At 41.4% G+C, this 24987-nt stretch carries 19 protein-coding genes and 4 tRNA genes; 16 read left to right on the forward strand and 7 right to left on the reverse strand.

The annotated features are described in order from the left end of the window. Positions 1-63: 63 nt before the first annotated feature. From ACEN9X_RS02565 to ACEN9X_RS02615, 11 genes are all read left to right on the forward strand, one after another. On the forward strand, positions 64-633 hold the full coding sequence (locus tag ACEN9X_RS02565) for a hypothetical protein (protein WP_413668916.1): 570 nt from the start codon (positions 64-66) through the stop codon (positions 631-633). 326 nt (positions 634-959) lie between these two features. Then, the gene (locus ACEN9X_RS02570) at positions 960-3275 is read left to right on the forward strand and encodes a hypothetical protein (protein WP_413668917.1); all 2316 of its coding nucleotides are present in this window, start codon (positions 960-962) and stop codon (positions 3273-3275) included. A gap of 106 nt (positions 3276-3381) precedes the next feature. Then, positions 3382-3621, forward strand: coding sequence for a hypothetical protein (locus ACEN9X_RS02575; protein WP_413668918.1), 240 nt, complete (start codon positions 3382-3384; stop codon positions 3619-3621). 332 nt (positions 3622-3953) lie between these two features. Next, positions 3954-5156, forward strand: coding sequence for a head maturation protease, ClpP-related (locus ACEN9X_RS02580; RefSeq protein WP_413668919.1), 1203 nt, complete (start codon positions 3954-3956; stop codon positions 5154-5156). 113 nt (positions 5157-5269) lie between these two features. Then, positions 5270-6478, forward strand: a complete 1209-nt coding sequence (locus ACEN9X_RS02585) for a hypothetical protein (protein WP_413668920.1) — start codon at positions 5270-5272, stop codon at positions 6476-6478. A 136-nt stretch (positions 6479-6614) separates the two neighbouring features. After that, positions 6615-7202: a hypothetical protein gene (locus ACEN9X_RS02590; protein WP_413668921.1), complete on the forward strand. Its 588-nt coding sequence runs from the start codon at positions 6615-6617 to the stop codon at positions 7200-7202. Positions 7203-7306: 104 nt separating this feature from the next. After that, on the forward strand, positions 7307-7540 hold the full coding sequence (locus tag ACEN9X_RS02595; RefSeq protein ID WP_413668922.1) for a hypothetical protein: 234 nt from the start codon (positions 7307-7309) through the stop codon (positions 7538-7540). Then, a complete protein-coding gene (locus tag ACEN9X_RS02600) occupies positions 7537-8820 on the forward strand; it encodes a hypothetical protein (RefSeq protein WP_413668923.1) in 1284 nt (427 codons plus the stop codon). The genes ACEN9X_RS02595 and ACEN9X_RS02600 overlap by 4 nt, the downstream gene beginning before the upstream one ends. 117 nt (positions 8821-8937) lie before the next feature. Continuing rightward, the gene (locus tag ACEN9X_RS02605) at positions 8938-9600 is read left to right on the forward strand and encodes a hypothetical protein (protein WP_413668924.1); all 663 of its coding nucleotides are present in this window, start codon (positions 8938-8940) and stop codon (positions 9598-9600) included. Beyond that, positions 9600-12203: an SGNH/GDSL hydrolase family protein gene (locus ACEN9X_RS02610; protein WP_413668925.1), complete on the forward strand. Its 2604-nt coding sequence runs from the start codon at positions 9600-9602 to the stop codon at positions 12201-12203. Before ACEN9X_RS02605 ends, ACEN9X_RS02610 begins: the two co-directional genes overlap by 1 nt. Positions 12204-12239: 36 nt before the next feature. Beyond that, positions 12240-12911 (forward strand): GDSL-type esterase/lipase family protein, encoded by a 672-nt coding sequence (locus tag ACEN9X_RS02615; protein ID WP_413668926.1) that lies wholly within the window; start codon positions 12240-12242, stop codon positions 12909-12911. Between the two features lie 142 nt (positions 12912-13053). On the opposite strand, the gene ACEN9X_RS02620 is transcribed toward ACEN9X_RS02615, so the two are convergent. Next, positions 13054-13917 carry a hypothetical protein gene (locus ACEN9X_RS02620; RefSeq protein WP_413668927.1) on the reverse strand — a complete coding sequence of 288 codons (864 nt, stop codon included), beginning with the start codon at positions 13915-13917 and terminating at the stop codon, positions 13054-13056. Between the two features lie 166 nt (positions 13918-14083). Here ACEN9X_RS02620 and ACEN9X_RS02625 point away from each other — a divergent pair, with 166 nt between their 5' ends. Further along, entirely contained in the window at positions 14084-14335 is a 252-nt protein-coding gene (locus ACEN9X_RS02625; RefSeq protein WP_413668928.1) for a hypothetical protein, read from the forward strand. Between the two features lie 20 nt (positions 14336-14355). On the opposite strand, the gene ACEN9X_RS02630 is transcribed toward ACEN9X_RS02625, so the two are convergent. Continuing rightward, a tRNA-Leu gene (locus ACEN9X_RS02630) sits at positions 14356-14439 on the reverse strand. 92 nt (positions 14440-14531) lie between these two features. After that, positions 14532-14615: transfer RNA gene (locus ACEN9X_RS02635), tRNA-Leu, on the reverse strand. A gap of 140 nt (positions 14616-14755) precedes the next feature. On the opposite strand from ACEN9X_RS02635, the gene ACEN9X_RS02640 reads away from it, so the two are divergent. The 4 genes from ACEN9X_RS02640 (at position 14756) to ACEN9X_RS02655 (ending at position 17085) form a co-directional block, all read left to right on the forward strand. Beyond that, positions 14756-15778, forward strand: a complete 1023-nt coding sequence (locus ACEN9X_RS02640) for a WD40/YVTN/BNR-like repeat-containing protein (RefSeq protein ID WP_413668929.1) — start codon at positions 14756-14758, stop codon at positions 15776-15778. Positions 15779-15912: 134 nt separating this feature from the next. Beyond that, a tRNA-Lys gene (locus tag ACEN9X_RS02645) sits at positions 15913-15985 on the forward strand. Between the two features lie 87 nt (positions 15986-16072). Continuing rightward, a tRNA-Lys gene (locus ACEN9X_RS02650) sits at positions 16073-16145 on the forward strand. A 238-nt stretch (positions 16146-16383) separates the two neighbouring features. Then, positions 16384-17085 carry a hypothetical protein gene (locus ACEN9X_RS02655; protein WP_413668930.1) on the forward strand — a complete coding sequence of 234 codons (702 nt, stop codon included), beginning with the start codon at positions 16384-16386 and terminating at the stop codon, positions 17083-17085. Between the two features lie 109 nt (positions 17086-17194). On the opposite strand, the gene ACEN9X_RS02660 is transcribed toward ACEN9X_RS02655, so the two are convergent. The 4 genes from ACEN9X_RS02660 to ACEN9X_RS02675 all read right to left on the reverse strand — a co-directional run bounded on the left by ACEN9X_RS02660 (position 17195) and on the right by ACEN9X_RS02675 (position 24986). After that, the gene (locus ACEN9X_RS02660; protein ID WP_413668931.1) at positions 17195-18454 is read right to left on the reverse strand and encodes an alginate lyase family protein; all 1260 of its coding nucleotides are present in this window, start codon (positions 18452-18454) and stop codon (positions 17195-17197) included. A gap of 340 nt (positions 18455-18794) precedes the next feature. After that, positions 18795-20450, reverse strand: a complete 1656-nt coding sequence (locus ACEN9X_RS02665; protein WP_413668932.1) for a hypothetical protein — start codon at positions 20448-20450, stop codon at positions 18795-18797. Between the two features lie 4 nt (positions 20451-20454). After that, positions 20455-23307, reverse strand: a complete 2853-nt coding sequence (locus tag ACEN9X_RS02670; protein ID WP_413668933.1) for a heparinase II/III family protein — start codon at positions 23305-23307, stop codon at positions 20455-20457. A gap of 41 nt (positions 23308-23348) precedes the next feature. After that, positions 23349-24986 (reverse strand): glycoside hydrolase 43 family protein, encoded by a 1638-nt coding sequence (locus tag ACEN9X_RS02675; RefSeq protein WP_413668934.1) that lies wholly within the window; start codon positions 24984-24986, stop codon positions 23349-23351. Position 24987 lies beyond the last annotated feature (1 nt).

Below are 24987 nucleotides of genomic sequence, written 5' to 3' on the forward strand. Positions count from 1 at the left end.
GTACCTCAATAGATATATTGTATATTTACCAATAAAATTAGCAAAATCTAAATTATCACTTACATGAAACTATCAAGAACTTTATTGCTGCCATTATTCATTATTGTTGGCTGTGAGCCTATAAAATCAATTGATAATAGGCCCACTGATGAATTGGCTTTTGTAAGAAAATTTCGTGCAGCCGATTCTATTTATTCCGGCGAAAAAAACAATATTAAAAAAGCGGAAATACTTGAAAAACAACGAGCTCAACTAAGTAAATTTATAACAGATACGTTACACGCAAAATTCAATCAATGGCAAGCTATTGTTAGTCAGATCGAGATTTATAGCGCCCCTACTGATTATATTGAGATTACATTATTGATAACTAAAGATGCCGATTTAGATCCGAGCCAAAAGTATCCCGATGTTAGAAACATAATATTATCGGCAATAATTAAACCGCAAGACCCGCTTAAAGATAAATTAAAAGAATTATTAAGAGATGATAAGGTATTAGTAACCGGCAAATTCCAAAAAACATTAAAAGATAATATTGTTGAAGTTAGGAACAGCTTAGATAGCGAAGAGTCTACTTTTTCAAACCCTAAATTTGATTTTAAAATAGAAGACATAACTAAAATGAAATAGAAGTTAGCTGGTAATATAATAAGTCACACACCATCGCAAAATAAAATAGACCAATTGCACAGCAACACAATTTAACTCTCATTAAATCGGGCAATTACATTTAAATAAACTTCATATCGCACAAATAATTATTAAAAATTTTGATGCATTCAAGTCGTAAAAATTGACATCATTCATGTTTTATAAATGTGACTTTGATTATCAAACTATGCCAATAAGCATTTATTTCATAAATATCCACATTTCCCATACACTCTCAATGAACTATCAATGCTGATTGATAGTTGTTTTTTATTACAAATCATCACCTTAATTAAATAACCAAAATGGCAAATCATAACAATGAAGATCCGATATTTTCGGATATGAATAATTCCGATGCGCAGATCGAAAAATATAACCAGGCGTTTATTAATTTAAAAAATACCATAAGCAACCTTGGCAAACCAATAAAAAACTTCTCGGAAAATGTGGAGGCCTTAGATAAAGACCTGAACAAATTAACCGACTCAATTAAAAAATTAAACGAACAAAATGAGGCGGCAACAAAAGGCGGCAATAAATTTCAGGAAACTTTGTCAACACTTTCTTCTACGTTTTCAATATGGAAAGGCATTATTGAAGGTTTAAAAGCGGGCTTTTTGACATTTACCAACGTTTTAAGCGGGGGATTAACAATATTAACTATTTATGGCCCTGAAATATTGAAGTGGATTGCTTCCTTATCAAAAGGCAAAGATGCTATTGATAAGGCAAAGCTCAGTCTGGATTCTTTAAATAAGGCTTTCGGTAGCAGCGACTATTCAAAAGCAATTCAACAATTAGACGAGTTAAAGATAAATGTTGGCTTAGCCCGGAGCGGCTTTCTTAAGAAAAAGGACGTATTAAATCAGTATAATGAAACCTTGGGCAAAACCATGGGAAAAGCATCATCATTGGCTGAAGTCGAAAATAAAATAACTAAAGATGGTGATGCTTATATAAAAATGACTTTGTACAAAGCTGCGGCTCAGTTGGCCCTTCAGGACGCAGCTAAGAAAGCTTATGAGGCAGAACAAGCCAAATTAAAGTCGGACGACGATTCTCTCACTTTTTGGGACAAGCTGATGGACGCTTTAAACAGAAACGCGGGTGCCGCCGGCGAAGGGTCAATGGGCATACCAAACGCAGGTGAGTTGGCTGATAAAGAGAAGAAGAAACAAGCTGATAAACGACGGGCAGAAGCAGCGGCAAACGCAACTGACGAAATGAACAAATTAAAAAACATAGCCGCCGGATTCCAGAAACAAGCCGCCGAAACTGCAAAAAAAATGGGCATGAGCTTTTGGGACAATTTTGATACCGATACTACTCCTCATAAAAAAGAACATAAAATAGATACTTCCCGTGGTGCCCAATTATTGCAGGCCCAAGCCATTACATTTGCCAAACAAATTGAACTCGATAAACAAAACTATGACACCGAGCTCGCGCTACTAAATAAACAATTAGATGAAAAGCTGATCAGCCAGGAAGATTACAACAAAAAAAGCGAGCAGCTTCAGCAGAAGTTTCATCTTGGTATTGGCGATAAGATCCAATTTTTTAATAAAAATGATTTTGCTGAAGCGCAAAAGCAAATGCAAGCCATGATTGATGCCCACCAGCATGAGGATATCATGGCAAAGGATCAGAAAAAGGTTGATAAAGCACTATTACCTGGCCAAAAATTAGATGCCGAAAAACAGCTTATTAATGATAAGTATACCTATGAGATAGGCCTCGCCGCTGGTAACGCCGAAAAAATCAAAGCGCTGGAAGATCAAAAGCAAAAGGATATTACAGCCTTAACTCAGCAATACGAGCAACAACGCAGAGAGTTCGCCTTGCAAAGCGCGCAACAAGTGGCCGACAAAGCTTTTTCTATCATTCAAAATAACATTAAAACTGAAAGCGATGCCAGGATAAGGGGATTAGAAAAAGACAAAGCAGCCGAATTGAGTAATAAAAACCTGACAAACACTCAGAAAAAAGGGATTGAGGATAAATATCAAAAAAAGGAAGCCGCCGAAAAAGTTAAAGCTTTTAAAGCAGAACAGAAAGCATCTATACTTCAAGCTGTTATAAACGGGGCGTTGGCGGTAACCAAGGCTACCTCACAAACTGGTATATTAGCTCCTTTTGTAATACCAGGAATAATTGCTTCTACCGCTATTCAGGTTGCCACTATCGTGGCTCAAAAACCACCGCAATATGCTAAAGGTGGTCTGCATTATCAGTCGGACGGCCGCGGTGCGTTGTTGCCGGGCTATAGCCGTACGGATAATACAAACGCCTACCTCCGCTCGGGCGAAGCCATTGTAGTATCCGAAGCCATGCGCAATCCATGGGCCCGCAACCTGGTAAGTGCTATAAATGTGGCGCATGGCGGCCGCGACTTTTCAATACCCAATCCCGGCCGTGGTTATGCCGTAGGCGGCATATTTACTGATGGTGGCAATGCTAACCGATATTACAATCAACCGGTTAATGATGTAAAAGATCTGGCCAATACGCTGGCCTATCAAATGATCAATAACTTCCCTCCTGTTTATGTTGATGTTAAGGATATTAATAATCAACAAAATATACTTGCCCAAACAATTAATCGTGTAAACCTTTAAATAAATTATGCCAATCATCACAATAAACATACCTCTAACCTCTAACCTCTAACCTCTAACCTCTAACCTCTAACCTCTAACCTCTAACCTCTAACCTCTAACCTCCATGGATATTCAAATTGCTAATACACTTTTTGATGAAGGGATCTTCTCTGCTATGTACAAAGCAGGGTTCATCACTACTAAAGTATTTGTGTATCGTGAAATCTATTTATGGGTAAATGCCCAACAACAAACACGCAGCATTTCTAAAAATCAAGCTGTACTTGAAGCCGAAATCAAATTCAATAAAGATGAACGCACTATCTGGCGCGCGCTCAATTGCTTTTCTGAAAAAGTGGCTTAAAAATTCGTCCAGTGACAAAACACTGTCACCAAATTAAAAGGATTTTATGCCGACATTTGTTATGTCAATCCACCGAAACTAAAAAAATCCTTGATGATGAGAACAAGCCAAGGCAACTTCAATTCATTCAAATAATTCAACAAATTCCGGTTCAGACAGCCACTGACAAACTACTGTCACCATCAAAACAAGCAATAATCACGACCTTTGATATATGCCAACCGGCATTATAAAACATCAAAAAAACAGTCTGCTATTCCAGGCAAAATAACAAGCCCAGTCCCACTGCCGGACTTTCTCACTTACCGACTTTCGGACAAAAACAACTTAATATGAGCTACAAAATTTATTTATACGACACCGAAACCGACTGCATAGGTTCAGGCAACTTATCATCAGTATACATGCAAACCCAGCTTGCGGTAGCAGCGGGCGATGATGTTGAAGTACACATCAGTTCGGTAGGCGGCAGCGCATTTGATGCCATTGCCATTTACGATCTGCTTAAAAAGTACCCCGGTAAAGTTACTACCTATATCGATGCGCTGGCCGCCTCGGCGGCATCAGTTGTTGCAATGGGCGGACACGAGGTAGTGATGAGCAAATACGCGCTCCTCATGATCCACAAACCTATGGTTGGCACTGGCGGCAATGCCGATGAACTTTTAAAAGATGTACAAATGCTAAATGTAGTTCAGGAGCGCCTGGCACAAATCTACATGGACAAATCCGGCTTGGATGGAGTTACCGTAAACAGCTTAATTAACTCAGTAACCTGGATGACCGCAGACCAGGCACTTGATCTGGGTTTTATCGACCAAATCGAAGATTACAGTACAAAGATTACCAACAGCGCACTTATTAAAAACTATACCAGCACAGCTCCGGCAGTTTACCAGCGATGCATTAACAAAATCTTAAACATAAATAACAACAGCATGAACATCGAAAACAAAGAACTCATTGAGAAAACGACATCAGTATTAGACAAGATCATGAACTTTTTTAAAAAGGTTGTCAACAAGCAAACCATCACCGATAAGGGAACGCTCCATCACGCAGGGCAAATTGAAGAGGGTGCCGAAGTTTACCAGGATGAAGACATGACTACACCTGCCATAAGTGATACTTACACCTGTGCCGATGGTAAACAACTGGATATTAAACAAGGAAAGATCCATAGTGTAACACCTGTCGATCCTGAAAAAGCCCCCGAAGCGGAAGATGAGGACGAGGATTTGCCGGAAAGTAAATTTAAATCAGCTAAAAAAACCAACGATGTGCAAAATCGCATGCAGCAGTTAAAAGCCCGCTTGCACGCACAAAACGCATTGCTAACAGAAGCCCGTACGGCGCTTGAGGAAGCTAATAACTGCCTGCAAAAAACACGTACTGAGGTAAAAAACGAAATCAAGTCAACCTTTATTCCCGAAAGTTCAAAGCGCAGCAATAAAGCCCATTCAGAGCCTGCTCCGTTCTTTGCCCCGCAAACCGAAATCGCAAAAAATGCGGTTAAAAAGGCTATCGCCTCCTAAACCGATCAACACATTACCTAAACCTTATCATATCTAATTAACCCATTTTTACTATCCCTATACGTTTAAAACAATCAAAGCTCCCCCTTTAGGGGGCTGGGGGGCTAAACTTTATGGCTCAATTTACATTTACTAACAACACCTACGCCGGCGAAGCGCTGGCAGGATTTATGGCAAGCACATTATTAGAAGCCGATTCGGTGAAACGAGGCCTGCTCACAGTAATTAACGACGTAAAAGCCCGCAAGGTAATTCTTGATGTTGACGATGACGTTGTATTGCAAAACCCTTCGGGCATCTTTACCGACCAGGGTACAACCGCTCATCAAACCGAAAGTTATCTTGACCCGGTAGTTTACGAATTTATGAAACAGGAGCAGTGGGATAAGCTTGCGCAGAGCTGGGAAGCCCAGGCCTTAAAACCCGGTGCCTTTATGGATTACGAAGGTGTAGTTGACCTTTCGGACTTTATGGTACAACGTTATTTAACCAAAATCCAGATTGCTAACGAGCGTTTGTACTGGCTTGGTAAGACTGCTACCAAGGAGGCAGCATTCACCGCCGATTTTCCTGGCCTGCTCCCATCTATAGCTGCCGCTTCCGGTGTTTATAAAGTAGGTTTAAGCAAACCCGCTACCTCGTTAGCGGCCACTGCAATTGATGCAAACGGCATTGTAACCGTAGCAGATACCTCAACCCTTGCCGATGGCGACGTTGTTACAATCACTTCAGTAACCGGCACCAGCAAGGATATCACTAACGGTGCACCGGGTATAGCCATCCAGGGGCAATCATACTTTATCCAAATTGCCAGTGCAACTTCATTTAAACTGGTACGCAATTACAACGATGTTAACAGCCGAAAACCAGCAACTTTTAGCGGCACAACTACCGCGGCTACTGTAAACTACATCAACGTGAGCAATGTTTTACAGGTATTGGGCAGCGTTTACGCCCAGCTTGACCCAGCCGACAGGATCCAGGAAGATTTTAACTTACAGATTCCGTTACATGTAGGTTACGCTTATGCCCAGGCACAGGCCAACAAAGCACTCAATGTAATTAACGCCTTTACCGATATGAAAAAGATGGACTACCTGGGCATTCCGCTTCAGATCATGAACCACTGGCAGGCAAATACTATTTTAGGTGCAAGATCTTCAAACCTATTCCTTGGTGTTGACCTTTTAGGTGACGCATCAGAATTATCAACCGTTTACCTGAAGCCTTACACCAATGATAACGTGGTACGCATGAAAGCCCGTATGAAAGCTGCTGTAAACTTCAAATTTGCCAACGAGCTATTTTACCTGTCTGCATAGGCAATTATTGAGTTATTGAATTAGTGATTTAGTGAATTTGCTTTCATATCACATGTATAATTCAATAAATCATTAATTCAACAATAACTCCTTGATTCATTAATTCAATAAATCATTAATTCACTAATTAAACTCCATGTCAATTTATAATAAAATAAACGCCGGTTTTAGCCTGGGTACAGATGAACCTATCACCTCCGGTATTGAGGATGTGATCTACATTTTTAATGCAGATGATATTGTACTCACTTATGATACTACCAACCCACTTATTGTTAAAGGCCTTACTGCAGTAAGCAACGCTAAGGTTTACAAATTTGAGGGCACAAATAACAGCTTCAATACCATGTCCAAACTCGCCAAAACACAGGTGGGCCCACGTTATACCGAAGAGATAGATTTCAACATTGCAGGTTTATCTGTTGATATCAAAGGGCTGCTTATGGCTATGGGATACGGCCGTGTGCGAGCGATAGCCGTTAATAATTATAAATCAAGCGATTCGGCGATTGAACTTTTTGGCGCCGTAAACGGATTGATCCTCACCGATGCTGAACGTAATGCGGCCGATGAATCACTTGACGGTGGTTACAAACTAAAACTTACCAATCCGGATAAAATGAAAGAGCCCTACCCTCCCCGTGCGGTATCTATTGCTCCAACATCGGGCACCGCTACGTACGCCAGTACCATAGCAGCGCTTGAGGCACTGGTTGTAGCATAATCATTGTGTCATGAGGTCATTAGTCATTTTTAATAATGGCTAATGACCATTAAAACATCTTTTTGATATAACCTAAAACTAATGACCAAATGACTAATGACACAATGACAAAGAAATACATTCTTAAACCTGGTCTCCATCAGTTCGCCCCCGGTTCGGCAGCTGTTCATTGTAATGAAAACCTGAGCGATAAAGAAGCAGAATGGTATTTGCAACGATACCCGCATATTGAAGCACTGTTTGCCCCCCGGCCCCCTGAAGGGGGAGTTGCAAAGCAGACCAAAGAGCAGCGCCAATCAACAGAAGATGAAATGTTAGGCAAAGGAGGTTCGGTATGAAAACCTACCTACCACAAATTGAACGGCGAATACTGGTGAGGCCAAACCAAACCTATGGTATTCTTAACTATGACCTGGATAACGCTTATCCGCAGCGCATGCTTGAGTTGGTAGCCGGATCGCCAACTGCCAAAGACTGCTGGAACAAACGAACAAAGTTTATTGCCGGTAATGGGTTTGAAGAAAAGGAACTTGGAAAACAAGTAATCAACTCTAAGGGCCTAACTGTAGCTAAACTGTTAAAAGCCTTGGCAACCGATAAAGCACTATTTACGGGTTTTGGAATCCATGTAAATTACAATGCCGATTTTAAGATCGTATCGGTAAGCTATGTAAAATTTGAAGATATCCGCATGGGTGATACCGACACCCCGGAAACAGCCGATAAATACGCACTATACCCTGATTGGGGCCGCAAAACCTGGAAAAATATCATGCGCAGCAAAATCGCATTTTTAGACAGGTACAATCCTGATCCGGAGGTGATCATTGAACAGGTATGCCGGGCTGGCGGCTGGGAAAACTACAAAGGGCAATTATTTTATTTTAACCCGGAAGTTGATGATTACCCCCTGATTGAAGCAGATTCTGTATGGGAAGACTTTGAAACCGAAGCCGGGATCAAAATTTTCAATAACCGGGAAGTGACTACCGGATTCCTGCCCTCAACCATGCTTTTTATGCAATCGCGCCGCGAAGAGGCGGAAAACACCCGGCCTGATGCCAATGAATATGCAGGGATCAATGTTCCATCTCAGCTTGAAAAAGATCTCGGCGCATTTCAGGGAGCAAAAAGCGCGCAAAAGATCATTGTAATTGAATATGAAGATGAAAACTCAAAACCGGAGTTCAAGGCTTATCCAATTCAAAATAACGACAAACTGTTTGAAACTACCGAACGATCTGTCGAAGCAAGGATTATCAAAGGCTTTTCGGTGCCAAAAGAATTGATCAATGTCGAAAAATCATCCGGCTTAAGCAACGGCAGCGAAAAGAAACAGGCTATTCTTGAATTTAATGATAACACCGCTGCCGACAGGTTCGATTTGTCAGAAACCTTTGCCGAAATCTTTAGTCGTTTTTACAGAGATATTAATCCCGGCAATAACTGGAACATCGTACCCGTAACAGCAATAGCAGCCGACGATACCCCGGGCTTCAAAGCCGGAAAAGCCATCAACGAGCTGCTGCAATCAGCCATTCCTCAAAAAAGCAAAATAGCTGCTTTGGTATATGCATACGGTTTTAAACAAGCCGAAGCTGAAGCCATATGCCCCTGATTAAGTCATAAGTTTTTAGTTATAAGTCATAAGTTCTAAATATTAAAAGAAGAAAATCTGACTTAAGACTTCCTACTTAAAACTATTATTCCAGCGGGAATCTCAATAAACATCATTATGATAAAACATTTTCAACTCCCCCATTGGGGGTCAGGAGGCCATGCTATGATCTATTTAATCAATCAAACCATATTTCAACAATACGAGGATATCAACGTAAATATTAAGCCCGAACGCCTCAAGGTGTTCATTAAAAAAGCTCAGGAACTCGACCTAAAACCGTTTTTAGGGTATGCTTTATACAACCAGCTGATAACCTATTGCAATGATGACGGCACCATAAAAGAAAACGCGCCGCAGGCTTATAAAGATCTTTTAAACGGCAGCGAGTATCTCGATGATTACGGCCGTATAGTATTGTATGAGGGTCTGGCCCCTTCACTGGTTTATTTCACCTTTGCCCGTTTTATTGAAAACGACTCGGTTCATTATACAGCAACTGGCCCGGTTATCAAACGCCACGATAATGGCAACGCGCTTTCATCACCCGAAATAGTAAAACTCGTGCAGCAACAACGCAGCATAGCCAATGCTTATGTCAATGATGTCGAAAAGTTTTTAAGAGATAACCAGGAAGGCTTTCCGCTTTGGCACTATAACGAAAAGAATAAAAGCAGCAGGCAATCCGGTCCGCGAATCCGTGGTATCGACAAAACTGATTTCAACTATCCGGTCACTATAAATGATTATAATTTACCAATAACCGATTTTTTAAACTAATGGCAAACGATAAAAAAATAAGCGAGCTTCCAATAGCCGAAACTATAAGTGCGTCCGACAGATCAATCCTGATCAGCAATAATGCCGACTACCAATTTGATTTTGCCACACTGCTTCAATTCATCAACTCGGGGCTTAATGCCGGAGCTAACCTAACTTTCGGCCCGGTGCTCCCGCAAAACACAGCCGGTAAAAATGGCGACGTATTTATTAATACTTCTGCAGGTGCCTTTGCGCAAAAAATAGCAGGCGTTTGGACAATTGTTTATACCATAGCTACAGGCAGTAGTACTGATACCACGGTACTGTATGGTACTACCAATCCGGGTACAGGAACCGGCAACAATGGTGATACTTTTATCAATACCGTAAGCGGCATATTTTACAAGAAAAGCGGCGGCGCATGGAACCAGGTATTCTCCATGCAAACAGGTCCGCAGGGACCACAAGGCCCAAGCGGAACAAATGGCACCAATGGAACTAATGGTAAAACCATATTAAATGGCACAACAAATCCGGCAAATAGCCTTGGTACCGATGGAGATTTTTACATCAATACATCATCCTATTACTTTTTTGGTCCCAAAAGCGCCGGAGTGTGGGGAACGGGAATTTCCCTGATAGTTTCGGGCGTACAATTTGAAGAAACAGCCAATAAAAACGCTCCGGACGGTTACGCCGGTTTAGATAGCAGCGGGAAAATTGCATCAGCACAGCTCCCGAGCTATGTTGATGATGTAATAGAAGTTACCAATTATGCCTCATTGCCAACAAGCGGAGAGACCGGGAAAATCTATATAACCACGGATACAAACAACGAATACCGATGGAGCGGATCAGCGTACATACAAATTGTAGCATCACCCGGCACAACCGATGCAGTACCTGAGGGTACAACAAATAAATATTTTACGTTATCGCGGGTGTTAAACGCAGTACTTACCGGCATAGGCTTCGGAAATGCCTCGGCAATATCAGCTACAGATAGTATTTTACAAGCATTAGGTAAACTTCAGGCACAAATTACGGGTTTATTTAAAATTCCCGGTGGAGGAACAAGCGGGCAAATATTAGCAAAAAATAGCAGTGCCGATGGTGACCTGCATTGGATTAACGCACCTTCCGGTAGTGGAGGTGGCTCATCTGAGCCTTCCGGGCAAATTAAATCTTTCAGAGTTGATTACGGCGCTGTGGGTGATGGCGTGACAGATGATACGGCGGCAGTGAACGCAGCGCTGGCGGCTGAAAAGGTGATAGAAGATAGTGGTGATTTTTTTGTTACATCTATACCTATAAATAAATATGGCACAAAAATCCAGGGTAACGTAAGGATTCTAAGGAATAGTCCAAACGGCAATGCAGTTAAACAGCAACTAAACAGCTATGCAGATGATTATCAACACATATTTGGAACTGAATATTTGAGCTCATTCCATAAAAAATTGTATGCTAATCAGACGACATCTTCGCCAACGGCATTAAAGATCATATTTTCAGGTGATAGCACAACTGGGGGTGGTGATGAGGGTAGTGATACCGCAATTGATCAGGTGTTTATTAGCTTAGCTGCTCGGGACTATATACCAAATCTTACATTTGTCAATCATGGCTATGGAGGGCAAAGCACAATCCAGTGGCTTTCGACTTATTTGGCGAATGACTTAGCTCTAAACCCGCATGTATACGTTTTAAGGTGGGGTATCAATGACACCAACGGCTCAACTCCCCAACAACTACTTGATAGGATGGATACAGGATTAAGTACAATCCGTAGCAATTCAAGTTTTACAAAGGATAAGCTTGCTATCATTCTTTGTTCTATGAATACTACTACAGATGATAATCAAAACCATCAGGGAGAAATTTTCAATGAAGAATACAACAAAGGCTTACGTTTACTTGCACGAAAGTATTGCTGCTGCTACATGGATTTATATGCTTTGTGGCAGGATGCGAGAAACGGGCAAGACTATTTCAACCCTTACGATGTAACCAGACCTAACGAGTTAATTCATCCCGGAAAATCGCTTAAGGTACTTATCGCCTGTAAAACATACGAAGTTCTGTTCCCTCTTTATTATAGACGTAATGATATAGTAGATTTAAGCCAATCAGGACGTTTATTTACCGCTCTGCCATCAGCCTATGCTAAGGGAATGTCTTATGAGTATGTGGAGATTGCAAATGGATGGCCTATAAATGGTTTTTTAATTACACATCATCTTAGCAATGATATGTACAGGCAGGAATTATCCTCTTTTAGTGCCACGGACAATAAATTATATATCAGAGTAGGCTGGTCTGCATCCGGTTGGCAACCGTTTTACATTTTACAACCATTACCAACTCAGGTGGCGTTTATTGGAGCAGGTGGTGGTTTTGGCTCAATACCCTTTTCTCAAGCCTATTCAGTATGGCCTGAGGGTATGACACTGGATTATGTTAATGCAACTGATGGATGGCCAGTTAATGGCTCTTTGGTTACATTCAAGAATAATGGAGTTTTTCAACAAACATTGACGAGTACCAGCTCTCCAGTAAGGCAATTTGTTCGTGTCGCTTATCTTGGTACCGGAACATTCAAAGAAGTAACTTTGACGTAATAAGTTATATCTTAGCTGCAACATAATATATTTTTGATGGTTGATAATAAGTTCAAAAAAGGGTTGTTAATTGCTTCTTTATCACTCAACGTCTTATTCATTTTATTTTTTATTGGAAAGCGATTTTATTATAGTCATTGGTCGCTTTTTCATCACGTTAAATTAGATCGCTGGAGTGAATATTTAAAATCAAAGCCGGATACCGGTGAGATCATATTTTTAGGAACAAGCATTACCGAGGGATTTCCTGTAAAAAAGGAGTTCAACAATCCTAAAGTTAAAAACATGGGATTTGCCGGAAGTATATCTGAAAATGGCATACAGGTAATTAAAAGACTAATTTACCGCAGACCTCAAAAGGTTTTTTTAGAATTTGGTGTAAATGATTTTAAATATCATATAAGTGCGGATACAGTAAAATCCAACCTAATCACAATGATTGACATTATTAAAGCTAAGTCACCCAATACAAAAATTTATGTCCAGTCTGTTTTTCCCACCAACATCGACAGTTTGAATAATAAGATTGTTAACTATAACAAAGAAGCTGAAAGTATCTGTTTAACCAAAGAGGCAACTTTTATAAACCTTTACCCTGATTTTCTAAAAGGGAATAAGATAGACTCGGATTTAACAATTGACGGCACACATCTTTCAACTACTGGCTACTTCAACTGGCGGCGGCTAATCGACAAATATGTTAATTGACTTTTTTGTTAACATTTAAATGGCTAAGCTGCGCTGAAAAATATTACAAGTCGTTTTATTTTTTTTACAAGTGGATTTTGCGATTTTAACCGGTATAATTATTTCAATGATACCGGTTAAAATCGCTTATATAAAGACATTACTACAATATAGATTTCATCTTAGGCATCAAATGAGGGCATCCTGCAAAATGCATAAATACCGAAAGCTCATAAATATTTTTTAATGCCTGTAGTTCGGCTTCACTTGTTTGTAGCGGTTCCTTCTCGGTTAATCTCCTAACAATTTTGTAATAGAAGCTCTTTAAAGCTGATGGCTTAATATTAAGTAGGTAAGGATAAAACGCCGATATAATATTTATCACACAAAAGTTAAATTGCGGCGCAATCCATTTCACAAGGTCATCTTTTACAAGCTCATAAGACATCGCCGGGTTCTCGAAATTCCATTCTCCACCATGTGTATCTTCGTAATTATGATAAATATATTCAAATCTTTCGCGGTGATGGCTCGGAGAGCAAACAAATATACCTGCTTGCATTACTTTTTGCAGTTGGTTAACTGGCAGTCCGCGATTTGCATAATAACTTGCAGGAGTTCTGTTATCAATAAAAGGTACCTTATCCCTTGTCCATACATCATATAACCGCTTTAATGATATATCAAATATCTCTTTTGTCGGAATAGCATATTGATCAACACCGCCTACTTTTTCCAAGGGAACGCTGCTCGTAATATCGAATGCGTTGTTTGTATTTATAATTACGTCAGTATCAACCCAAACGATTTGATCATATTTATCAGACCAGGGTTGGGATAAAATCAGAAGCTTTTGCCATGAAGGAGATCGCTTCGATGCACGTTCCGATGTATCTAAATTCTGATCTATAACAATGAGATCAAAATTGAACATATCGCAATAGGCAGTCCAGTTGCTTCGGCAATATTCATCAAATAAGTTTTTATATTTTTCACCGATGCATAAGGTTACTATTGCTTTTTTCATTCTCTAATTTTTTCCAAATATAATATAAGAAGATCAGGTTACTGAGGGTATCAGAAGATGTAGCCTCATTGGATCGATAGGTCCAATGTCAATACAAGATCATCTAACAGCGCACTGCCTTCAAACAACATTATGCTTCTTATAATCAATCATTAATTTCTACATCATGACAACATTCGAACACAGAGAGATCAGAGGCATCACCATCAAGAATATGATAGTTACTATAGCCAGCACCATAAGTATTGTTGTTTCTGTAATGACAGGCTATTTCCAATTGAAAGGTGATATTAAAGATATCCGCTCCTCACAGGAAACACAAAGCAGGATCAACGAAATCAGGTTAAAAGTCCTTGAAGGGACAGTCAATGTGCTGCAACAGGAGGTTCAGGAATTAAAAGAGGAAAAGAAATCTTAAATGCAATTGTTTAAGAGTTGTGCCCAGAACGAGATTCGAACTCGTACATCCTTACGAATGCCACCCCCTCAAGATGGTGCGTCTACCAATTTCGCCACCTGGGCCTTTTAAGAAGAATTGAGATATGAGATTGGAGACATGAGATGCGAAAATTTCTCAATTCTCACATCTCAATTCTCATATCTTAAAAAAGGCGTGCCCGAAGAGAGACTCGAACTCTCAAGAGACAATTCTCAACGGCTTCTGAGACCGCAACGTTTACCAATTTCGCCATCCGGGCTTATCGTTTTATTAACAAGCGTGCAAATATAATCGTTTCCGGCAAATTGCAACTCAATAAATTAAAAAATGAGTATTATGTTGCTTAAAGTCCTGTGAACCTCTAACTTAGGTTTCATAAAATAATTCATATCAAATTAAATGAAGCCAAACCACATTTTTATTTTAAGTACAGTACTATATTTTTTACTACCTATTTACGTTTTAAAAGCACAAACCATTACCATTTTACAACAAGACAAGCCAACAAGTATCCGTGGCTTATCGGTAGTTGACGATAAAATAGCATGGATAAGTGGCAGTAAAGGATATATTGCTAAAACAACCGATGGCGGCAAAACCTGGAACTGGCAGCAAATAAAAGGCTACGAAAAATCCGACTTCCGGGATATTGAAGCTTTCAATGATAAAGAGGCGGTGATCATGAGTTCGGGCTCGCCCTCCTTTGTCTTAAAAACATCAGACGGGGGACAAACCTGGCAGGAAAAATATCGAAAAACAGATACTACTTATTTTTTAGATGCCATGGATTTCGCCGATAAACCTCACGGTTATATTTTAGGTGATCCTATTAATAGTAAATTCTTACTATTGGAAACTAAAGATGGTGGCGAAACATGGAACGAGTTGCAAAATGCGCCAGAAGCTTTAGCCGGTGAGGCTGCTTTTGCAGCAAGCGGCACCTGCCTTAGGGTAACAAATAAAGGCTCAATCTATATCGCCTCGGGAGGTAAAAGTACAAGGCTTATTTCCTTACAGCCAAATAATGATCAATGGCAGTATTTAAACCTGCCACTGACGCACGGGCGAAGTAGCGAAGGGGCTTTTTCCTTATCAATAGTACAAAACCAGGCAATTATTGTTGGAGGCGACTATGCTAACGACAAAAAAAACGATTCCGTAGCCACTATCCATATAGTTCACCCCACTCCCACTTTTACGCCGCCGCAGACAGCCCCTGCAGGTTTTCAATCCAGTGTTGAACATATAAAATCTGGAATATTCCTTTCAACCGGTACCCCTGGAAGCAATCTTACTACCGATGGAGGCAAGACGTGGAAGCAAATTGACAGTACAAGTTTCAACGTTTGCCGCAAAGCCAAGCACGGAAAACTCGTATTATTGGCGGGGAACGGCGGTAAAATAGCTATCTTGAATTTATAGTTTACTGGTTTTTAATATCTTAAAAAAAGCTTTACATTAATTTAAAAAATAGCTTGCAGGGAATAATTAAGAACCCTATATTTGCACCACTTTAAACGGAAACGGTTAACCGAACCAAAGAAGTTGAAAAGTATGATTCCGTAGCTCAGCCGGTAGAGCATAACACTTTTAATGTTGGGGTCCTGGGTTCGAGTCCCAGCGGGATCACAAAGCCTTTGAAAAGAGGCTTTTTTATTTAAAAACAAAGCTGCCTTTAAACGGCTTCGCCTTAATAAAGCGAAAAATTTAAAGAATGATTCCGTAGCTCAGCCGGTAGAGCATAACACTTTTAATGTTGGGGTCCTGGGTTCGAGTCCCAGCGGGATCACTTAAAAAAGACGATCAAATTTGGTCGTCTTTTTTATTACACAGCCCCATGTTTCCAATCCATTACGAACTCTCAATTGCAAAAAGCACTCAATTAATACAATTATCCGTTTCGTATAAAGACAATAGTTCGCCAGTTAAAACAAAAAAGTTTTTGGTTAATACTTTAAAAGTACTTTGAATTTAAAAGTTATTAATTAGCTTTATGTTTGAAAATATCTCAAAGAAATTTTACTAATATGAGAATGCTCTACGACCAAGCCAAAGCCGACCCATGGTTCCGGCGCTTCGCTATTTTCTGCCGCGTAACCCTCGCCGCGAGTTTCTTGCCAACCGGCTTTGTCAAAATCATGGGTCAGCGTTTCGCTGAAGGTCTGCCGCACAACAACCCTTTGGGGCATTACTTTGATGCCTTACTCCAGACCGGCTATTATTATACCTTCATTGGCATTACGCAAATCGTTATAGCTGTCTTATTATTAATCCCGCGTACCGCACTGCTCGGTGCCATTATGTATTTTCCACTGATCATTAATATCACCGTACTGACCTATGCCACACGTTTTGACGGTACCCGACTCATCACCATGATGCTATTGGGCTGTATCTACCTATTGATCTGGGATTATGACAGGCTAAAAAGCTTATTGCCAATTAAGCAGTCTCCCGCTCCCTCTTTTGAACGAACGGCTAGTACCGGACGATTCCGCCTATATTTTTTCGGCGGAGTCTTTACCATTCTCGCCTTCATTATTGGCGGTACTTTTTACTTATACGAGATCACGCCGGGCAATGAGGAAGCCGAATGTCGCAATCAATGCCCTTCCAGTAAAAACCCGAAAGCCTGCCAGGTTTTCTGCGATTGCATTTACAAAAAAGGTCAACCTTTGGATAGTTCCCTGGCCACTTACAAAAAGGCAAAAGACCAACGGCATCCCTGATCATACAACTTTAATCTTCTGTTAAATGGCTCGGGTTTTGTCCTGATGGACACACTATATAGCAAAAAGGAGGCTGTCTTTTGGAGACAGCTTCCTTTTTATAAAAAATTTACCAGGTGTATGACGGAGTAACAACAGTTTGCGAAGTATTACAATAAAACAAACTACCCCACCCAACTTCGTCGGTAATTGTAGCTGTAGCGCCTTCATTTACATGGCTTGCCATTACCTGCTCGGTATAAGGCATGCTCAACCCTCTGTATCGGTGATAATAGTTATAGGCCATATACCAGATAGGCCGGTAATTACCACGGTTAGATGATGAAATAGCAGCAATTGGAGGCGTAACCTGCCATATCGGCGTGGCCGGGGTTACAGGATCCCAGGTTACGCTGTTTCCAAGGTTATACTTGGCTGTATATTCCATGGCCTTGCCAATCACCCCGCTACGGGCGTCATAAAGTGATTTGTCACCCTGATTATAGGCCATCTGGGCCCATTCCAGGAAACTGGCCAAACACAATTGGGTATAGTATTGGTCACGCCCTCCCTCAACAGGCTGCCCTGTTGACAAAAATGCCGTTACGTTGGTGCCATTATCGGCGCCATTAGCAGCGGTTCTGTTAAAGTATTCAAGTGAAAGGTTATATGCCGTCTGGCTTTCGCAGAAGATACCGTATGCCATAATAAATTTACCTGCACTTGATCCCCATGATGGCCAGCCGGCTACTACAAAGGGCGCTGTTTTGCTATAGGTAGCAGCGTAAGCTGCATAATAGTTATAAAATATCTTGAACAGGTTTTTATAGTTGGTCTTTTTAGTTGAAGTAAGACCGGAATAATTGTAAACCATGTCTGCTCCATAAATCATAAAATGCAATCCGTAGCCATTACATAATTGCCAGTCGTTATCGGGATATTGAATAGATGTACAGGTTGAGGCCCATGCGTCAAGTAATTGAATAACCTTGTCTGCATACTGGGTTTGTCCGGTCATATTCCACATAACGCCGTTTACAAACATAGCCATCGCATCATTTTCGTAGTCACTTTTATATAAATTACGGCCTACCTGAGCGTGTGCGTGCGGTGCATAGCTGCTGGATAAAAATGTGGCATAATTGCTTTGAAAGTTAGCGAAGGTTGTTTTGTAAGGCTCCACATTAGCCATGGCCTGGGCATAAGCATATTGCATTTGTGGTTTAGTGAGCACCGTTCCGGGATGTATGAAATCAATCGTCGATGTTTTTACGTTACTATTTTTAGACTCATCAGCTGTATTAGTTGATATAAGAGCTTTTTTTTCTTTAGAGCAACCGGTAAACGCGGCAAGCATAACGATACATGCATAAAACAAAGCTTTTCTCATAATTTTTTAATTTTAAGTTGGTAAAATGTAATTAGTAAGATTTAAGTCCTGAGCAATTATTCAGCGGCATTTTCCTTCGCTCAAGGCAATAGATCACCTGTCACGCCGATTCAGCCTGTCAAACATTTTTATTAAGCATTGATTTTAACTGATAATTGGCAATCAGTTTTCAGGGTATAACAAGAGGTTTTATACCGCACAGAAGCATAATTGATCCTTCCCCGAATCAATTATTGAGGTTGAAGTGATTTTAATTTATTTCATTAGCTTTGGGTTTAAGTGATACATATTGAATTTGTTATAAAAAGCATAATCATGATTAATATTTTAATTGCTTCAACTATTTTTCGATAAAAAAGGATTGTTCTATGGGCATAGCAGTTTGCAGTTTTGGCTCATGGCTATTACCATATTGCCATGCCACTACCGTAACTTTTACGGGGAAACGGCTTCGTGGCGGAATGTCCGTAATATTTAACATACCGCCCGATAACTCTGCGGGCCCTTCCAATACATAAAAACCTACCGGTACATGCGCATCTGATCGGGCATCCAATTTTATTCCTTTCGCATATTGCTTTTGGTTAGAGATTGGCAAAAATGTAATATGCTGCTCCTTTCCTACTGCGTTGCGAGGAGGTACAATCATCAGCGATTGCTGCACCGCAGGTTTATATTCAGCATTGCCTGGATGAGTAGCAGCAAACCATAATTCATAACTATGCGGATTGTCCCAATAACCAGCTTGCGGATTTAGCCTGAACGTTGAATCATTTAACTTGATGACCGGGCCGGTGATCCGATTGATAGTAATAGGAGTACTTTCAACGGCGTGCCCTATAGAAGAACCAACTGGCCTATCAGACCAAACAGGTAGGCGAGGGCTTCCCCCCGGCACTGTATCATAAAAAGCAGCATGAAGTGTAAACGTAATTCCATCTTCCGCAGGCTCAAACTTCAGGTTTACCTGCTGATGCGTATTGTGCTGTTCAACCATTTGCCCATGTTGCACATATCCTATCAACTGTGGTTTTTGATTGCGATGTTTTGCCTGGTATGCTATAGTTACCTTGGCCGTTTCCTCATCAAAATACCAAAATGCCTTCGAAACATCATCTTTATAACTACCTATGGGCGCGGCATTGGCAGCCGGCGGTTCATTATAGCGCCATTTATCAACCAGCCAACCCGTTTTTGTCGGATCGATGTCGATCAATTTCGGCGCAATGCCCGTTGGTACATTTTGGGGTAAGCGGTATTGCATGGCCTTTTTAATATAAAAGGCAAGGTAACCTATCTTTTCCCGGGTAGCAGCGAAATGCCCCTGGGCCGGGCTTGACAGCATACTCAGCGGCAGCAGCGGATGTTTCTGCCGCTCTTTCAACCCTTCATCGCTCCAGGTATTGGCAGCTTCGTATTCACCCATCGTTTCCAGGCAAGGGATATAATCCAGGGTCTGATCCTTACTCCAAATATCCGGGGCAAAAACATTTCTTACGTAGGGCCATTGCCCACTTACCGAGATACAAGCCAGCGTACGCGAGGGGTTCCAGGCGCCGAAATAATAAGGTGCACTTGCCGCTGCTGAATGCCCCATAGGGATCACCGCCGCCGTTTTTAGTTCGTTGTAACCCGAAATATCAGCCAGGTCATTAATCAATGTATTAAACTGATCGCCGGCACCTTCATTAAATAAAAATTTAAGATTGAAAGCCGGGCTAACCCAGATCTCTGCAACACCCAATTCCCCCATTTTCGTCCTGAATTCGGGGTCTTCCAGTATGGATTGCTCTTCCATATTGTTTTGAGCGAATATGACGGTCTTCACTTGTTTACAGTTTGGCGCTATCCATAAAAAAGCCCTTGAAGGATCTTTATTAACCCCTACCTGTTTAACAGGCACCGACCATTGCCATACCGCGGCATGAGCAAATGGCCTTGCCAAAAACATGAAAGCAGTCAAAAGAGCAGCACAACGGTCATTCCTTTTTTTCATAATCTTAATTCAATACAATTTCAGCATCAGTACTTACAGGCATATTAAAACACCACTGTTTGTTGCCGTTTTGATTTACCAATTCGCCTTTTATCGTTATGTTCCTCAGAATAATGCTATGTTGCACAGACAATAGATTAGCAGGCAGATAAAGCTTCACCGGGTGATCGGCGGTAAAATGCAATTTGCCTTGCTCTAACCACAATGCGGCTGATGCCGGTTGTGAAGATGTTAAACCATAACCGTTTTTAGCTATACTTATGCCTCTACCTAAAAAAAGACGAACCAGCTTATTACCGTTAACGCTAATCACTCCATATAAACCCTTAAACTGCACATCTTCAAAACCAACCTGCCGGGCTTCGGCATGTGCAAATATGTAATCGTTTCGCCCTGATTTATTATTGACAATTAAACCGGTAAATCCGGGCTCATTACCAAACGAACCAATGCTTTTAATAGATGTTCCGTTATTTGCAGCTCCTGATGGCTCGTAGATGGCGGCAAATGGCTTGCTCCATGCCTCGCCAGTTTGGCGTACAACAACCGTAGGTAATGGCATGTTGGCAATACTATCCGGTATCATTTCATTTTTACGCCATGCTTTTGATGGCGGTGCTTTTACACTGAATACTTCCCTGCCGGCATAGCCTTTCATCCACATATTCATCAATATGGCTTCCCTGCCGGGGATGCTTAAACTGAAACGGGCTTTAAAATCATGGTCAGTATGGGTTGATTTTTTATCGTAGAAATAGTCATAGCCCACCAGTTCCGTATTAGCGAACGTAAGTTTCTCTGTTGGCCGGATTTCCAGCGGTTTGTTGTCGTTATCAGATAAAATTACCTGCTGCCCGAGGTTATGGTAGATATAATCATGCGACTTGTCCTTACCATCTTTACGCCTCGACCTGAAGATATCTACATAATACCCCGTCGAATCACCGGTACGAATAATACTCATCAGCCTGTTCTGATCTGCGTTAGTTTCAGGTTCCAAAAATGAAACATCTGAAAAGGTAATGCCTTTAAAATACCCAGCCTTTTGGGCAGATTGTGGGTAAAGGGCGTTGAGTTTTAAGGGATGATTACTTTTCATAACCGGGTACGATGAAATGCCATCAACCACCACAGTATTATGCGCCGGAAACTGTGAGTAGTATTCGGCATAGTCGGTCTGAAAATAACTCCCGCCAATGCCACCTTCCGGCGCAAGCACTATTCCCCTGCCGTAAAGCTCCATGGCAATGCCGTTTGCATGCATATGGTTACCGCTGGAACCGACTTGAGAAATCATCAGCCCTGTGTTTATGTCCAACCCATTCCGTTGTACCATCCAGCTTACGTTGGGCGACCAGAATGTTGCAGTCATGTAATCGCCTGGTGATCCTACCTTAACTGTATCAGGAACGGTAATAGGCGGGGTACCAAAAAGCGCATTGAAACCTGTTTGGCGTATAGCTGTTTCAGGGCCGTCCTGCTGTCCCAGAGTGTTGATCGTTTTTAGCATCCGGCTGTAAATAGCCTCCTGGGCCTGCTTGTTGTTTACGCGGGCGTTACGGACCAGATCGGATATGGCATCCGTTCGGAGCCTGCCGTAATGAGTATCACCAAATCCTACAATATAACCATTAGGGTAAAGGTATTGCGCATAAGCCAGCACCGCTTTGGGTAATATCGGTATTTGTTTAAGGAGGTCGGTATGCAGCGTACGGTCAAACAGGTTCACAAAACCCGTAAAATCAGCTATCACATTCTGAGAATAGCCGGGGCACTCACCCCAGATGGCAGTTACCGGGTCATAACCTTTAAGTAATGTGGTCAAACTCCACTGGCGTGTATAGGTCTTATTCAGGATCTGGTCAAGGTAGTATTGGCATCCTTTTTTATCGGCATAATAGCTGTCATTTTCAAGAATGATGGCGATATCTGCTACAAACTTGGCTTCTATTAAATCCCAGTTATTAAAAGGCACACCATTTTTGATGATGAGATCGGCCCATTTCTTAAAGGTAACGGCATACGTCTGTAATTTTTCGGGGTGATGTTTTTTGATATATGGGAAAAGGAAATCGTAGCCGGCGGTTAAAGGTTCCAGCACATCTTCGTGGATCACTTCAAAAGCGGATAAACCAACCAGCGTTTGATCATGGCCATGGTTAAGGTCAACCGGTTCGTTCCGGTACCCCATGCCTGTGATATATGGATCCAGGATGGAATAAGAAAAAGCGGCATATTTTTCATCGCCGGTAAACCAGTAAAGCATTGCGGCGTTCCGGGCCTTTTCAATGATCTCGATATTGATAGATTCGACGATCCTCCCTGTTTTTGACTGCTCTACCCACTCCCATGGCTTGCCCGGTACCGTTCCGTTTTGCAGGTACAATTTTCCATCTTCATCCATGTAAGGCTTGATATCTTCAAGTTTTGGACGCATATATTGGGTAGCAACATCCCGCGTTCCGGTAAACCTGACAGTGGGCACAGGCGCACGACCGGTTGCGTAGGCATAGATGCCGTTTTTAATAAACACATCAGTATAATGCTGCTTCCAGTACATTTGTAACCGCGATACCATCCAGGAGCTATCTACCTGACAGCGGGAAACATATGCATCCACATCAGTCCTGATCCTGTCGAAAGTTTGCGCTGCCCAATCTTCCTTTTTTATAAGTGTATTAAGTTTATCCCTGCCGGTATTTTCATCTGCAAGCAAGCGGGGATGGCCTTTTATATTCACACCGGAAATATCTATCTGTTGCGCATTCACAGGTGTAATTGCAAGTAACCATAACGACAAACCAGACAAGGCAAGTTTGGTCGCCGTGTTTTGTCTCCGTAAATATCTTTTAATCATGATGATCATCATTTACTCTTCTTTCTTTATAAAATAATATGCTATTTATCTGCCCTGAACCAATCGAAATCCGCATAACCACCCATACGTACATCAGCGGCGCTGATACAAAACAAGCCTACTTTAGCACCTATCCATTTATCAGGTTTGGCAGCAAACTCTTTTCCTATAATGGTAAAATTTATCCCATCCTCGCTGTAACTGAAAACACACCGGGCATCGGGAGCGCTTACTTTGATGCACAGATATGCCTCAGCACTTTTGATACGTTTCTCATCAGTCACTTCCTCCGTTGTACCGTCCATGGCGTTTTTACAAACCACTGTGTTTAACTTATATCCCTGATCATCTTTTGATATGGAGAGGTAGGCATAATCATTGCCCATCATTAGTAAACCTGCTTTTTTTCCCTGTCCTGTCTCCCACTCAACCTGGTATCTTACCTTTGTCGTTACTGTAAATTCGGGGGCAGGCAGTTTTTGCAGTAACAGGTTAGGAGTATTCCAAAGGTTAATCGCATTTTTATCCTGCGGATAAGCAAACAACCGTAAATAGCCTGATCCTTTGATCTGGGCACTCCATTGAATTTTAGAATTAGCATGCCATTGCCACTGCAAACCGGTTTTATCACTGTTAAATTCATCGCTTTCGGCAGGTCTCTGGATAGGATACACCGCACCTATATTTGGCTTTTTATAGGTAAGTACAGGTTCTCCCTTACCATCCTGATCCGGGTCATTACCAATCACCGGCCAGTCGTTCACCCATTTCATCGGTTGTAAATGAACTACCCGGCCGTAAACACCTTTGTCCTGGAAATGAATAAACCAGGGCTCACCTGTTTGGGTTTCCACCAGCGCACCCTGGTGCGGGCCGTTCACATTGGTTTTGCCCTGGTCCATTACTACCTTTTCTTCGTAAGGTCCATAAATATTTTTAGAACGTAGTATTAATTGCCAGCCGGTAGCTACTCCCCCTGCCGGGGCAAAAATGTAGTAATAGCCATTTCGTTTATAAAACTTGGGACCTTCTATGGTATGATTTTTTCCGTGTCCGTCATAAACATGTGTTCCTTCATCGGTAACTGCTGTTCCACTTGCATCCATCTTAAAAATGGTGATGAGACTGTTAACACCGGCACGGCTGCCAGCCCAGGCAACAGCTAAATAAGCTTTGCCGTCATCGCCCCAAAAAGGAGCCGGATCAATAATCCCTTTACCCGGCAATACCAACACCGGTTTTTCCCAATCCCCTGCAGGATTCCTGGTTTTAACCATGTAAATACCGTAATCGGGATCAGGATAATAGATATAAAACTCATTATTATGATAACGGATGCAAGGGGCCCAAACCCCTTTTCCGTGTTGAGGCAAATCGTAAACCGCTGCAGGCTCCTGCTTTTTTAAGGCATAATTGATCAGCTGCCAGTTTACCAGGTCCTTAGAATGCAGAATTGGCAATCCCGGCATACAATTAAAACTGGATGATACCATGTAATAATCATTCCCTACGCGGATAGCATCAGGGTCAGAATAATCGGCATGGATAATGGGGTTTTGATAAGTGCCATTGCCTTTATCGGCCACCCAAACTTTCGATATTTGCGTGAAGCCCCGACCAGTACCCATAACCAGGATGAATCCCGTTATTAAGCTTTTTATAAAACTTCTTTTATACATT

It is taken from the genome of Mucilaginibacter sp. Mucisp86, assembly GCF_047324315.1.
Classification (GTDB): Bacteria; Bacteroidota; Bacteroidia; order Sphingobacteriales; family Sphingobacteriaceae; genus Mucilaginibacter.

Coding starts and splice junctions, on each gene's coding strand:
- ACEN9X_RS02600 (WP_413668923.1), top strand. CDS start 7,537: ATGAAAACCTACCTACCACAAATTGAACGGCGAATACTGGTGAGGCCA.
- ACEN9X_RS02570 (WP_413668917.1), top strand. CDS start 960: ATGGCAAATCATAACAATGAAGATCCGATATTTTCGGATATGAATAAT.
- ACEN9X_RS02660 (WP_413668931.1), bottom strand. CDS start 18,454: ATGAGAAAAGCTTTGTTTTATGCATGTATCGTTATGCTTGCCGCGTTT.
- ACEN9X_RS02595 (WP_413668922.1), top strand. CDS start 7,307: ATGACAAAGAAATACATTCTTAAACCTGGTCTCCATCAGTTCGCCCCC.
- ACEN9X_RS02670 (WP_413668933.1), bottom strand. CDS start 23,307: ATGATTAAAAGATATTTACGGAGACAAAACACGGCGACCAAACTTGCC.
- ACEN9X_RS02665 (WP_413668932.1), bottom strand. CDS start 20,450: ATGAAAAAAAGGAATGACCGTTGTGCTGCTCTTTTGACTGCTTTCATG.
- ACEN9X_RS02610 (WP_413668925.1), top strand. CDS start 9,600: ATGGCAAACGATAAAAAAATAAGCGAGCTTCCAATAGCCGAAACTATA.
- ACEN9X_RS02575 (WP_413668918.1), top strand. CDS start 3,382: ATGGATATTCAAATTGCTAATACACTTTTTGATGAAGGGATCTTCTCT.
- ACEN9X_RS02625 (WP_413668928.1), top strand. CDS start 14,084: ATGACAACATTCGAACACAGAGAGATCAGAGGCATCACCATCAAGAAT.
- ACEN9X_RS02615 (WP_413668926.1), top strand. CDS start 12,240: ATGGTTGATAATAAGTTCAAAAAAGGGTTGTTAATTGCTTCTTTATCA.
- ACEN9X_RS02565 (WP_413668916.1), top strand. CDS start 64: ATGAAACTATCAAGAACTTTATTGCTGCCATTATTCATTATTGTTGGC.
- ACEN9X_RS02675 (WP_413668934.1), bottom strand. CDS start 24,986: ATGTATAAAAGAAGTTTTATAAAAAGCTTAATAACGGGATTCATCCTG.
- ACEN9X_RS02605 (WP_413668924.1), top strand. CDS start 8,938: ATGATAAAACATTTTCAACTCCCCCATTGGGGGTCAGGAGGCCATGCT.
- ACEN9X_RS02620 (WP_413668927.1), bottom strand. CDS start 13,917: ATGAAAAAAGCAATAGTAACCTTATGCATCGGTGAAAAATATAAAAAC.
- ACEN9X_RS02655 (WP_413668930.1), top strand. CDS start 16,384: ATGAGAATGCTCTACGACCAAGCCAAAGCCGACCCATGGTTCCGGCGC.
- ACEN9X_RS02580 (WP_413668919.1), top strand. CDS start 3,954: ATGAGCTACAAAATTTATTTATACGACACCGAAACCGACTGCATAGGT.
- ACEN9X_RS02590 (WP_413668921.1), top strand. CDS start 6,615: ATGTCAATTTATAATAAAATAAACGCCGGTTTTAGCCTGGGTACAGAT.
- ACEN9X_RS02640 (WP_413668929.1), top strand. CDS start 14,756: ATGAAGCCAAACCACATTTTTATTTTAAGTACAGTACTATATTTTTTA.
- ACEN9X_RS02585 (WP_413668920.1), top strand. CDS start 5,270: ATGGCTCAATTTACATTTACTAACAACACCTACGCCGGCGAAGCGCTG.